Annotated in this window: 9 protein-coding genes and 1 pseudogene; 5 read left to right on the top strand and 5 right to left on the bottom strand. The window is 69.8% G+C overall.

All coding sequences use genetic code 11. From position 1 onward, the window contains the following. The first annotated feature begins 73 nt into the window (after positions 1-73). On the top strand, positions 74-772 hold the full coding sequence (locus tag R6V09_RS33035) for a response regulator transcription factor (protein ID WP_317885135.1): 699 nt from the start codon (positions 74-76) through the stop codon (positions 770-772). A 7-nt stretch (positions 773-779) separates the two neighbouring features. Here the strand turns inward: R6V09_RS33035 and R6V09_RS33030 are convergent, their stop codons facing one another. Genes R6V09_RS33030 through R6V09_RS33020 form a run of 3 tightly spaced genes read right to left on the bottom strand, consistent with a single transcriptional unit; the run spans position 780 to position 3,843 of the window. Continuing rightward, a complete protein-coding gene (locus R6V09_RS33030) occupies positions 780-1,373 on the bottom strand; it encodes a TetR/AcrR family transcriptional regulator (RefSeq protein ID WP_317885134.1) in 594 nt (197 codons plus the stop codon). A 26-nt stretch (positions 1,374-1,399) separates the two neighbouring features. After that, positions 1,400-3,082 carry a class I adenylate-forming enzyme family protein gene (locus tag R6V09_RS33025; protein WP_317885133.1) on the bottom strand — a complete coding sequence of 561 codons (1,683 nt, stop codon included), beginning with the start codon at positions 3,080-3,082 and terminating at the stop codon, positions 1,400-1,402. Continuing rightward, a complete protein-coding gene (locus tag R6V09_RS33020; protein WP_317885132.1) occupies positions 3,079-3,843 on the bottom strand; it encodes an SDR family oxidoreductase in 765 nt (254 codons plus the stop codon). Before R6V09_RS33020 ends, R6V09_RS33025 begins: the two co-directional genes overlap by 4 nt. Positions 3,844-4,003: 160 nt before the next feature. Between R6V09_RS33020 and R6V09_RS33015 the strand changes: the two genes are divergently transcribed. Continuing rightward, positions 4,004-5,227, top strand: coding sequence for an exo-beta-N-acetylmuramidase NamZ family protein (locus R6V09_RS33015; RefSeq protein ID WP_317885131.1), 1,224 nt, complete (start codon positions 4,004-4,006; stop codon positions 5,225-5,227). A gap of 80 nt (positions 5,228-5,307) precedes the next feature. Next, complete coding sequence (locus R6V09_RS33010; protein ID WP_317885130.1) at positions 5,308-6,672, top strand: serine-threonine protein kinase; 1,365 nt, start codon at positions 5,308-5,310, stop codon at positions 6,670-6,672. Here R6V09_RS33010 and R6V09_RS33005 read toward each other — a convergent pair. After that, a complete protein-coding gene (locus tag R6V09_RS33005; protein ID WP_317885129.1) occupies positions 6,661-9,444 on the bottom strand; it encodes a penicillin acylase family protein in 2,784 nt (927 codons plus the stop codon). The two genes, R6V09_RS33010 and R6V09_RS33005, sit on opposite strands and share 12 nt — an antisense overlap. 221 nt (positions 9,445-9,665) lie before the next feature. On the opposite strand from R6V09_RS33005, the gene R6V09_RS33000 reads away from it, so the two are divergent. Continuing rightward, a complete protein-coding gene (locus tag R6V09_RS33000) occupies positions 9,666-10,268 on the top strand; it encodes a hypothetical protein (RefSeq protein ID WP_317885128.1) in 603 nt (200 codons plus the stop codon). Positions 10,269-10,412: 144 nt separating this feature from the next. Here the strand turns inward: R6V09_RS33000 and R6V09_RS32995 are convergent, their stop codons facing one another. Beyond that, a complete protein-coding gene (locus R6V09_RS32995; protein WP_317885127.1) occupies positions 10,413-11,219 on the bottom strand; it encodes a G1 family glutamic endopeptidase in 807 nt (268 codons plus the stop codon). Between the two features lie 239 nt (positions 11,220-11,458). Here R6V09_RS32995 and R6V09_RS32990 point away from each other — a divergent pair. After that, a pseudogene (locus R6V09_RS32990) lies at positions 11,459-11,917 on the top strand (hypothetical protein); the annotation flags it as partial.

Genomic DNA, 11,917 nt, shown 5'->3' with positions numbered 1-11,917 from the left:
CGGCTGAGCTGGGCGGCCGGTGCGTGGCGGGGCGGGGGCGGGTGGTGGCGACGCTGCCGCTGGGAGGGGCGCTGTGACGGGACGGGAACCCGGCGACGAGGAGGACGCCGACGCGCTGCGGGTGGTACTCGCCGACGATCATCCCGTGGTCAGGACCGGGCTGGCCGCGCTGCTGGAGTCCGTGCGCGACGGGACCTCGCGGGTGCGGGTCGTCGGGGTCGCCGCGAGCGGGCGGGAGGCGGTGCGGGCGGCGGTGACCCTGCGTCCGCACGTGGTGGTGATGGACATCCGGATGCCCGATCTGAACGGCATCGAGGCGACCCGGGAGATCGGCCGGGTGGCTCCCCGGGTGGCCGTGCTGATGCTCACCATGGTCGAGGAGGACGACTCGGTGTTCGCGGCGATGCGGGCGGGCGCCCTGGGCTATGTCCTCAAGGGCGCGGGCCAGGACGAGATCGTCCGCGCGATCCGCGCGGTGGCCGCCGGTGAGGCCATCTTCGGCCCCGGTGTCGCCCGCCGCGTGCTCGGACAGCTCAGCAGACCGCCCGACCGGCCCGACCCGTGCCCGACGCTCACCCCGCGCGAACGGGACGTACTCGCCCTGATTGCCGACGGCCAGCCCAACTCGACGGTGGCCACCCGGCTGGGCCTCTCCCCCAAGACGGTCAGCAACCACATGTCGGCGGTCCTGGCCAAACTGGGCGTCGCGGACCGCGCGGGGGCGGTGGCCTGGGCGCGGGAGGCGGGGCTCGCCCGACCTCCGGACGCGTGAGGGCGTATTACGGCCGTAGCGCCCGCATCAGCAGATCCGCGAGGTGGTCGGCGACTTCCTGGGGGCTGAGGGGGCCGCCGGGGCGGTACCAGGTCGACAGGTGGTGGACCGAGCCGAAGTGGTAGTCCACGACGAGGTCGGCCGGGGTCGCCGTGGAGAAGACGCCCTCGCGCTGGCCCTCCTCGACGAGCCCGCGGAAGCGCTCGTGGTAGCGCCGGCGCTCGGCGCGGACCTGCTTGTTCTTCTCCGGGCTGAGATGGTGCATGGACCGGAAGAAGATCGACGCGTCGTCGAGGTTGTCGATAGTCGTCACGACGACGTCCGCCGCAGCGGCCCGCAGCCGCTTCTCGATCGGCTCGTCGGCGGTCGCGAACACCTCCAGGCGCTCCTGCTGAACGCGCAGCACGCGCGCGTACACCTCGTGCAGGAGGTCGTCCTTGGAGCCGAAGTAGTGGTAGAGCGCCCCCTTGGTGACGCCCGCCGCCTCGACGATCTCCTGCACCGAGGTGCGGTCGTAACCCTGCTCGGCAAAGAGCCGGGTGGCGGCGGCGAGGAGCCGCTGCGGGACGGGAGCCCCGTCTCCGTCGGTCGTCCTGGGCACTGCCGCCACCTGCCTTTCCTAGGTGTTCACTCGCTGTCGTGCGACCGGGAACGCAGTTCCCGCCGGAGGATCTTCCCACTTGCCGTCTTCGGCAGCTCGGGCAGGATCTCGACCTGGCGCGGGTATTTGTAGGCGGCCAGTCTCTCCTTGCAGTAGACGGCGAGTTCATCGGGGTCGGTTTCGGCGCCCGGGCGGAGACTGATGTACGCCTTCACGGTCTCGCCGCGGTACCCGTCGGGCACGCCGACGACGGCCGCCTCGCGCACCGCCGGGTGGGTGTAGAGCACGTCCTCGACCTCGCGCGGCCACACCTTGAAGCCGGACGCGTTGATCATGTCCTTCTTGCGGTCGACGACGTACAGCCAGCCCTGCGGGTCCATGAACCCGATGTCTCCGGTGCGCAGTTCGCCGTCCGGGAAGGTCTCGGCGGTGGCGTCGGGGCGCCGCCAGTACCCGGGCACGACCTGCGGCCCGCGTACGACGATCTCGCCCTGCTCGCCGAAGGGCACCTCGTCGCCCTGGTCGTCGACGATCCGTACGACGGTGTCGGGCCCCGGCACGCCCACGGCCAGCGTCCCGGACGCCGGGTCGACGGGCGCCTCCAGCTGGGGCGGCACGGAGGCGCAGGGCGCGGTGCACTCGGTGAGGCCGTAGCCGTTGCGGATGTAGGGCCCGAAGCCGGCCCGGAACTTCTCCACCAGAGCGGGCGGTACCGGCGCGCCGCCGGAGGAGATGTTCTGGAAGGACGCGAAGTGCTCGCGGGTGACGGCCGGGTGCGCGGCGAGCGCCATGAAGGCGGTGGACGGGCCGACCGTGTAGTGCGGCTTGTGCTCGGCGAACGCGTCGAGCACGACCCCGCCCTCGAAGCGGTACGCCAGCACCAGCGAGCCCCCGCTGACGAGCGAGGCACCGAGCTGGCACACCATCCCGGTGATGTGGAAGAGCGGCGCCAGCGCGAAATAGACGGGCGCGTCCGGCAGTCCGAGCCCGGTACGCTGCCGCTCGGCGTTGTAGAGGATGTTGCCGTGGGTGTTGGTGGCGCCCTTGGGGGTACCGCTGGTGCCCGAGGTGTAGCTGATCAGCGCGATGTCGGAGGGGGTCGGGGCGGGGACTTCGGGTGCCTTGTGGCCCTCCTTGGCGACGGCCACCAGATCCTCGGCGTCGGCGGCCTGCGGGAGCCGCTCGAAGGTGAGCACGCGCGCGTCGTCGCGGGTTTGGAAATCCAACTCGCACGCGGTGAGCACGATCCGCACGGGAGACTCGCTCTTCTCAACCGCAGCGGCTGTCTCGCGCAGATACGACTCCCAGGCCCGGTCGGTACAGATCAGCGCGGCCACCTCACCGTCCCGCAGGACATGGGTGACCTCCCCCGACTTGTACATCGGGTTGACCGGCACGACGATCGCGCCGGCCTTCCAGGCACCGAGCAGGGCGAGCACGAAGTGCGGCGAGTTCTGCAACAGGACGGCGACCCGGTCACCGTGCTCAAGACCCCGCGAGGCCAGATACCCGGCGACGGAGTCACTCAGCTCGTCGACCTCGCGGTAGCTGAGCCGCCCGTCGAAGTAGGTGAGGAAGGTGCGGTCGGGCGCCTCGGCGACAACCCGCCGCAGGGCGTGCACCAGCGAGTCGTCGGGGCTGACGGGCCCGCGCTGGGCCTCGTTGAGCAAGCCGAGCCAGGGTCGGGCGGCGTAGCGGGAGCCGGTCACTCTCCGGCCTCCCACTTCTGCTGGATGTGGTTCATGGTGGTCAGCCAGCGATCCGGTTCGGTGGCCCTGACCTGGTAGTACCCGGCGACCTCGGGGTGCGGCAGGATCAGGAAGCGCTCCTCCTCGATCCCCTTCATCAGCGCGTCCACCACGGCATCGGGCTCGATCGCGGTCGGCTGAAGCACCAGGTCGCCCGCGCTGCCGGTGGCGGCCAGCATGTCGGTGCGGACGCCCTGGGGGCAGATGGCGTGGACCTTGATCCCCCGGTGCCGGTACGTCAGCGACAGCCACTCGGCGAAGGCGTACGCGCCGTGCTTGGTGACGCTGTAGGGCGCGGCCCCGATCATGGTGAGCAGCCCCGCGGCCGACACGGTGGACACGAACCGCCCGCCGCCCCGCTCCAGCCACCCCGGAATCAGGGCCTCCGCGGCTCGCACATGAGCCATCACATTGACGTCCCAGGCCTGCGCCCAGACCTGCTCACCGGCGGCTTCCGACCCACCGGAGCCGAGCCCGGCGTTGGCGCAGTAGATGTCGACGGTCCCGCCGAGAGCGTCCCGGGCCTCACCGACGACAGCGGAGGCATCCCCCGGCACGGCGATCCCACCGATCTCGTCGGCGACGGCTTTCGCACGATCACCGTCCAGGTCATTGACGACGACCCGGGCCCCTTCGGCAGCGAACCGCCGCGCGAGCGCAGCCCCGATGCCACCCCCAGCCCCCGTGACGACTACCCCGGCACCCTGAACGGCTTCCACCATCGGTCTCCTTCGACTGCGGCTCCACTGCACGGCCAGACTAACCGGTCGGTATGTAACACCGGAAGGGCAGGCGCCCCGATAGGGGCGCGGGGAACGGCGCGAGCAACCACGACCGAGTCGCACCCGACGAACGACCCGCGGCAGCCCCTACCGTGCCGACATGCCCCTCACCAGAAGAACCCTCCTGGCAGCAACCCCGGCGGCAACCCTCACCCCAGCAACCACCAAGCCCCGCAAAAAACTACGCACCGGCTTCGAACAACTCGCCGCATACGACTACGCCCAGCTCAACGGCCGACGCATCGGGATCGTCACCAACCCCACCGGCATCACAAGAGACGCCCGCCACATCGTCGACGTCATGCACACCAGCCCCCACGTGAACCTCGTCGCGGTCTTCGGCCCCGAGCACGGCTTCCGGGGCACCGCACAGGCAGGCGGCTCCGAGGGCCGCTACACCGACCCGGCGACCGGACTCCCGGTCTACGACACGTACTTGAAGAGCGGCCGGCCACTCGCTGACATCTTCACGACCTCCGGCGTCGACACCGTCGTCTTCGACATCCAGGACGTCGGCGCCCGTTTCTACACGTACATCTGGACCCTGTACGACTGCATGGAGGCGGCCCAGCTCGCCGGCAAGCGCTTCGTGGTGCTCGACCGCCCGAACCCGGTGACGGGGAGGTCGGCCCAAGGCCCGGTCCTGCACCGGGAGTTCGCGACCTTCGTCGGCCGGCAGCCGATCGCGCAGGCGCACGGGATGACGGTCGCCGAGCTGGCGCGGTTGTTCAACGGGGAGTTCCTCACCGCACCCGTGCCGCTGGCGACCGTACTGATGACGGGTTGGAAGCGGTCGGAGTTCTACGGCGCCTGGTCGCTGCCCTGGGTGCCGCCGAGCCCCAACATGCCGACGCCGGACACTGCTCTCGTGTACTCGGGGACGTGTCTCTTCGAGGGGACGAACCTGTCCGAGGGGCGCGGCACCACCCGCCCCTTCGAGCTGCTGGGCGCGGAGGGCGTCGACGGCCGTTGGGCGGCGGCGGTGAATCAACTCGGGCTGCCCGGTGTGCACTTCAGGGAGGCGTACTTCGCGCCGACGTTCTCCAAGTTCCAGGGCAGGACCGTCGGCGGGGTGCAGATCCATGTGCACGACCGGGCCGCGTTCAACCCCGTGCGCACCGGGATCGCGCTGCTGGTGACCGCCAAGAAGGTCTGGAGCGGCTTCGGTTGGCGCTCGGACCACTGGATCGACAGGCTCACCGGGTCGGCGCGGGTGCGTACGGCGATCGACGCGGGCGCGGGCACCGACGAGGTGGTGGCGGGGTGGCAGGAGGAGTTGAGGGTGTTCCGGGGGATTCGAACTGAATACCTCCTCTACAAGTGACTCGCGACGTATGGCCAATCTTCACCGGTAGCGGGACGATGCGCCACATCGAGCCACTACGGGGGACGAGGAGGCTGGTCATGGCGGATCCGGCGATGAGTGTGAGCCCTTACTGGGAGTTGACCTTAGACGCCGACGGAGACGTCGACCAGGGGGAATGTGATCGACTGCTGCGCGAGGTGCGGCAGCGCGGGGTCGGTGACCTGATCGTCTTCTCGCACGGGTGGAACAGCCAACGCGCCGGCGCGACCCGGCTCTACAGCCGCTTCTTCGCGCCAATTCCGAAGCTCGCGCCGAAGGCCCGGATCGGGTACGTGGGCGTGATCTGGCCATCGATGGAGTTCCCGGACCAGCCGATCCCCGACTTCCCGCGATCGACCGTGGCCGCGACCGGGCCGACCGAGGCTCCGGCGCTCGACGACGCCACCCGGCACGCGCTCCTGGACGCCTTTCCCGGCAACGCGACGCTGATCGACCAGATCGCCCGGATGCTGGACCAACAGCCTGCCCAGGGTGCCGAGTTGGAGGAGTTCGGGCGGCTGGTGCGGACGCTCGTGGAGGTGGTGCCGCCCGGGCCGCAGGCGCAGTTCGGCGCGGACACGCTGGCGGAGGGGGTTCCGCAGTGCGAGCCGCGGATGCTCGCCGTCGGCCGCACGGCCGAGGTCTGCGACCAGTTCGCGCAGGCTCTGGAGCATCTGGCGTCACCTCAACCACCGGGCGCCACCGCGGAGTTCACGCTGCCGAACCCGTGGAAGGGGGCGCGGGAGCTGCTGCGGCAGGCGGCGTACTACGCGATGAAGCGGCGGGCGGGCACGGTCGGCGAGCGGGGGCTAGGTCCGGTGGTCGGGCGGCTCGCGGGGGTGGCGCCGGAGGTGCGGGTGCATCTCGTGGGGCACAGTTTCGGCGGGCGCCTGGTGTCGTTCGCGCTACGGGGTCTGCCCGAGGGGGTGCACTCGGTCAAGTCGGTGACGCTGCTCCAAGGGGCCTTCTCGCACTACGCGTTCGCGTCCCGGCTGCCGGACGACGCGCGCACCGGGGGTGTGCTGCAGGGGCAGCAGAACCGGGTCGACGGTCCGCTGGTGTGCTGCTACTCGCACTTCGACTCGGCGCTCGGCACGATCTATCCGCTGGCCTCGCGGATGGCGGACGACGACTGCTCGTTCGCCGCGTTCGAGATCGACCGGGTGCTGGGCGACAAATGGGGCGCGATGGGCCACGACGGGGTGCGGGCGGTGCCCGGCACCCACTCGCTGAGCCTGGCGGAGGCCCTCGACTCGCCGCTGCCCACGTCGGGTTGTGTGAACGTCGACGCCTGTGCGGTGGTGTGTCACGGTGGCGCCCCGAACGGGGCGCACAGCGACATCGTGCACCCGGAGCTGGCCCGGGTGGTGCTGGCGGCGGGCCGGATCGGCCGGCCCACCGCCGCTCAGGCGTCACCGGTGTGACGTGTACTCCACCACTTGCTGGAAGGTGGGCCGGTTCTGCCAACTGATGTTGTAGTGCTTGATGCCGCCCAGGGTGCGCTGGACGATCGAGTCGGCGCACCACTGGTCGCCCGCCGAGCACAGGGAGTCCCCGGGGTAGACCGTGGCCGCGGTGGCGCCGGCCGCCGTCTTCAGCGTGCTGATGAGGATGTCCCGGCAGGCGGTGAGGCTGCCGCCGCCGCAGTACTGCTGGGCCAGCGGACCGGACACGGTCTGCCCGAGCACCGACCGGAGGTCCTTGTCGACATAGCTCCACCAGCCGTACTGGAAGGAGCTTCCGGCATGCGACCCGGTCGGGCCGTGGGCGGCCGACGGGGTCTCGTCGATGTACAGGTTGTTGGTGAGCGCGGTGTACAGGGTGTCACCGAGGCCGGGTTGGAACTCGGCCTTCACCAGTGCGGGCCACCAGGCGTCCAGGATCCGGATGGCGTCGGCGTTGGCGTAGGTCTTGGAGCCTGCCGAGGTCTCGGTGCGTTTGCCGCCGGCGGTGAGCCAGGTCTGCAGCTTGGTGACGGCCGCGGCGGCGGTGGTGTCGGTGACCGTACTGCTGTTGATCACCTTCAGCATGTCGGGCAGGACGTCCTCGGCGCGCAGGTCGGTGAGCGAGGCGTCGGACATCGCCTTCACCAGCGAGGATCTGGTGATCCCGCCGGCCGCGACGAGTTTCTTCACCCGGTCGTCGAGGAGATTGCCCCGGTGGACGGACCCGTCACCCCAGCTCGCGGTCGTGTAGTTGAGGGCCTGTTTGTTGTTCCAGGAGATGTAGTAGTCCTGGTCGATGGAGTTGGGGTGCGCGGAGGCCGGGGTGTAGTCGGAGGTGTTGGTGGTGGGGTCCCAGTTCTGCCAGTCGTAGGCGGCCTGGGCCCAGACCGGGAACTCGGTGTCGACGCCGCTGGCCCGCACCGGGTTGTTGCCGCTGTTGTAGTACGCGGTGTGCTGGGAGTCGGCGTAGAACCAGTTGAACGTGTAGTTGATGTGCTGCACGGCCGACTGGAAGGTCTGCGGACTCTTCACGTAGTCGGGGTCGTTGAGCATCTGGAAGCCGATGATCGAGTCGGCCTCGTGCATGTAGGAGGAGCGCAGGGTGGTGTAGGCGACCTTCTTCCCGCCGACGGTCGCCCGGTACTCGACGGGTCCGTACTCGGTCTTCCACACCCGCATGGTGTACGACCCGGCCGCGGTGCCGTCGGCCGTGGTGGGCTTCCAGGCGTTCTTCTGCTCGATCTCCTCCATGGCCGTGCAGGTGCCGTGGAACAGGTAGTGGTAGTCGTCCTGGCAGAGTTCGACGGCGTAGGTGTCGATGATGTCCTGGCCGGAGGTCGTGGCGGACCACGAGTAGTCCTGGCCGCGGCCGAGTTCGACGTACATGCTCAGGCCAGCGAAGGAGGCGCCGCGGGCGCTGATGCCCGGGCCCTGGATCTCCTGGAGCATGAGCAACTGCGGTGCGAAGTAGCCGGTTTGGGGTCCGAAGACGGCGATCGGGTGGCCGCTCGCGGTGTATTTGCCGCTCACCACAAGGGCGTTGGACATCCCGCGCTTGGCGGAGCTGAGGGCGGTCGCGGTCGCCGCGGCGGAGGCGGCGTCGGCGCTCTGGTCGGCGCCGGTGCCCGTGGCGTCGTAGACAAGTGGCTCGGTCGTCACCGAACCGGCGTCTGGCAGGGCCTCGCCCTGGGCGGTGGTGGGCTTGGTGCCGTAGGGGAAGCTCTCGCCGTTGTGGACGGTGAGCACGGCCTCGGGGTCGTTGCGTTCGCGGAAGGACTCCCAGACCTTGGTGCCCTGCTCCACGCCGTACTTCTCCTGGGCGGCGAGCAGCGAGATGGCGTTGTTGACCTCGCCGCCACCGCCGGAGCCGAAGAGCGTGCCGATGACGGAGGCCAGCGCGACCAGGTCGGTGATCTTGAAGTGGTCGATCGTGCCGGCGTTGGTGATCGAGTCCTTGTGTCCGGTGAGGACGTACTCGCCGGGGAAGTAACGGCCGCTGTCCGAGGCGTCGATGTAGGCGTTGATGCCGGCCAGATAGGCGTTGGCGTCGGCGAGGGCCTGCTGGCCGCGGGCGCCGTTGTTGGCGACGGCGTTGTCGATCTGGGACTGCAGCTCGGCCTCGGTGTACGGGGCGTTGCGGTAGAACTCCTGCTCAAGGCCCTGGTTGGCGGCGACGCCGCCCGCGAAGGTGGTGAGCTGGCCGCGTCCGACGTGCCGGAAGACGTCCATCAGCCACAGCCGGTCCTCGGCCGCCGCGTAACCGGCGCCGTACTCGGTGCCGTAGCGCGTGGTGCCTGTGATGTGCGGCACACCGGTCGCCTTGTCGCGGACGATCGTCACATCGGTGCGACCGCTCGGACTCTCGGTCGAGGCGACCTGGTCGGAAGCGACCCCGAACGACGCGTCGTTGAAGAAGGTGTTGATCTTCGCGTCGGTCAGCGTGGAGGCGCCCGTGGCCAGGTTGGCGTAGGGGCCGAGCTGGTCCTCGGCGTGTGCGGGCTCCACTCCGAAGGCCTGGTTGAGGAGGATCTGGGCGAGGGTCGCGTTGCCGTTCTCGCCGGCCGGGAGGATGTCCGAGCACTGGCCGCCGCAGTAGTCGTTCGAGGCGGTCGCCGCTACCGCGGTCCCCTGGGCAAGAGGAGACAAAAGGGCGGCAATGAGGGCGCATACGGATGCGGCCTTCAGGAACCCGGGGAATCTGCCGGGAGTTCTCAGTCTGTCGAGCAAGTTACGCGGGGTGCGCCGTGGCATGGCAGCTCCTACCGACGAGGGTGTTGCCGGACGTTACCGCCGGTATCCCCGGGATTGAAGATGAACATGCGTCAAGTTTTGGACGAGCACGAGCTGCTTATGGGGGGCATCGGAAATTGGATGGAGCCAAATCGCTTGTCGATACGTCTATTCGGCGACGTCCGTACGACGACGCCGAGGTGACCGAAGTACAGGTGCAGGTGTGACGGAGGTGCAGGGCGATGGCCGGTTTCCGGAGTCTGGCGAGACAGGTGCGAGACCATCGGTGCGATCTGGCGCTGCGGCGCTACTCGCTGCGCAAGTGCCTTGAGCGGTTCGCCCCTTATGGGCACAGGGCGACCTGGGACCACTTGAGCTCCCGGGCCGGGTTCGGACCCGAGGACCGCTCCCCCGACCCGGCGCGGCTCGTGGCCGCACTGGACGAGTTGGAGGAAGCGCGCAAGGTCTGGCTCGCCTACGAGGCCGGGTTCGCCGAGCGACGCAAGAAGGAGAAGCACGACGGGCTGCGCCGCCCGGGCAGCGTGGACGACTGGCACCGGCTGACCTGGGGCGGCTTCGGTGTCGCCTGGTGCGACGACCCCCGTCTCCACCCCCATGAGCCACTGGCCGAGGTGCTGCGACGGCTGATCGCCGCCCTGGAGCGCGAACCGGGTTCCGTGTGCCCGGTGTGCGCCGGGGAGCGCCTCCAGTGGAAGTACGACCTGGCCCACGAACCCTCCTCGGGCCCGGTCTGCACGGACTGCGGCATCGTCGTCCCGCGTCCGGTGCTCACGCCCGAGGCCCTGGCCTACGCCAGGCGCGGACGGCTGCTGATGTCGGCCTGAACCGGGGCAATCGAAGAAGGGCGCCAGGGGTGCGCCGGGGATGCCGCACCCCCTTTTGACCGAGCCGGTTTGCCCTTGCTGCCGCAACGGCCGAGGCTGCCGACGGCGATCCGTCGACAGCCCCGAAGCGGTGCGCCGCAGGTGTCAGCTGGCCTTCCAGACGTCGGCGAAGCTGCCGCCGGAGATCGAGCCCGGCTGGGCCCGTACGGCGGAGCTGCTGCTCTTCGTCATGACGATCTCGTTCGGCGAGTAGGTGTCCAGGTTGCTGCCGTTGGCCTTGGCGCCGGTGAAGGTCACGGTGCCGAAGTTGGCGAGGCTCGCGACCGAGCCGCCGACCTCGGGGGCCTCGGCGATGACCTCGGCGGAGGCGTTCTTGAAGCCGGACGAGCCCGCGTGCGTGGTGGTCTTGGTCCAGCCCTCGGTGGAGTCGGCGAGGGTCATGGTGAAGGTGGAGCCGGTGTAGGTCACGGTCGCGGTGAACTTGTCGCCGCCCTTGACGGTGACACCGGAGTAGGCGCTCTCGGAGGCGGGCAGCACCTCCCACCAGGCGCCGTAGGTGGCCTTGCCGCCGATGCAGTCGGCTTCCGTACCGGTCTGCTCCAGCGCGGAGTTGCTGTAGCCGTCGAGGCCGACCCAGAAGGACGAGTACGTGGTGGCCGAGGAGCAGGTGACGGTCGGCTGGGTCCAGGCCGAGGTCACCGAGGTGTAGGCGCCGGTCGAGCCGGTGGCCGCATAGCCGGACCAGTTGGTGGACGAGACGGTGGCGTTGACCTTGCCGGGCTTCGCGAGCCCGTGCAGGGTGTGACTCTCGTGGCTCGCTATGGCCTGGGTGAGCTGGGCGGGGGTGTGCGCTGCGGCGCTCGGCGCGGCGGCGAGCGCGGGAGTGGCGAGGGCCGCGGTGAGGGCGGCGGCGGTGACGAGAACGAACCCGGCGGAAGATCTCGGGGACATGACTCTCCGTCATTCGAGGGGGTGGGGGGACTGCCGTGACGGCAGTGAACAGCAGCTTCCGCGAGGCTTCATGCGCATGGCAAGACGGACAAGTGCGTTCAGTCTTGCGGGAATTGGCGCGGCAACACCCGGGAAATCTGACAGGTTCATTCAAGATTGATCCATCGCCGGGAAAGACTGACCAAACTTCGGGGCAACGCTCTTCCGCCCCGCAGCGGCTCTGACCTGAGCTGGAGTACGTGACTTCCAGATCCGAGACGATGCCGTTCCACGAGGCGCTGCGCGCGGCCATCGCGGCCAGCGGGCTGAGCCTGGACCGGATCCAGGACCGGCTGCTGCGACGCGGTACGCCGGTGGCGTCGGCGACGCTCAGCTCCTGGCAGTCCGGGCGCTACCAGCCCGAACGACAACGGTCGTTGGCGGCGCTGACCGTACTGGAGGACGTCCTACGGCTGCCGCCCGGCGCGCTCGCCGGACTGCTCGGCCCGCCCCGGCCACGAGGCCGCTGGCTGCAGCCGGTCGGCGACCACCCGGATCTGGCCCGGGTCTGGTCGGACCACCGCGACCTGACCGCCACCCTCGCCGCGCTGGACACCCGCTGGGACGACAGCCTGACCCGGCTCAGCTGCCACAACCGGGTCGACGTGGACGCCGACCGCAGCGTCCGCTCGATGACCAGCCGCCGACTGCTGCGCGCC

This window comes from Streptomyces sp. W16 (genome assembly GCF_033194735.1).
Taxonomy (GTDB): Bacteria; Actinomycetota; Actinomycetes; order Streptomycetales; family Streptomycetaceae; genus Streptomyces.
Note: the sequence above shows the minus strand (reverse complement) of the source record. Positions and strands in the feature narration are given on the sequence as shown.

What these genes read in the sequence shown, in the direction of transcription:
- R6V09_RS33020 (WP_317885132.1), bottom strand. Translation starts at nt 3,843, where the DNA reads ATGGTGGAAGCCGTTCAGGGTGCCGGGGTAGTCGTCACGGGGGCTGGG.
- R6V09_RS33015 (WP_317885131.1), top strand. Translation starts at nt 4,004, where the DNA reads ATGCCCCTCACCAGAAGAACCCTCCTGGCAGCAACCCCGGCGGCAACC.
- R6V09_RS33010 (WP_317885130.1), top strand. Translation starts at nt 5,308, where the DNA reads ATGGCGGATCCGGCGATGAGTGTGAGCCCTTACTGGGAGTTGACCTTA.
- R6V09_RS33005 (WP_317885129.1), bottom strand. Translation starts at nt 9,444, where the DNA reads ATGCCACGGCGCACCCCGCGTAACTTGCTCGACAGACTGAGAACTCCC.
- R6V09_RS33000 (WP_317885128.1), top strand. Translation starts at nt 9,666, where the DNA reads ATGGCCGGTTTCCGGAGTCTGGCGAGACAGGTGCGAGACCATCGGTGC.
- R6V09_RS32995 (WP_317885127.1), bottom strand. Translation starts at nt 11,219, where the DNA reads ATGTCCCCGAGATCTTCCGCCGGGTTCGTTCTCGTCACCGCCGCCGCC.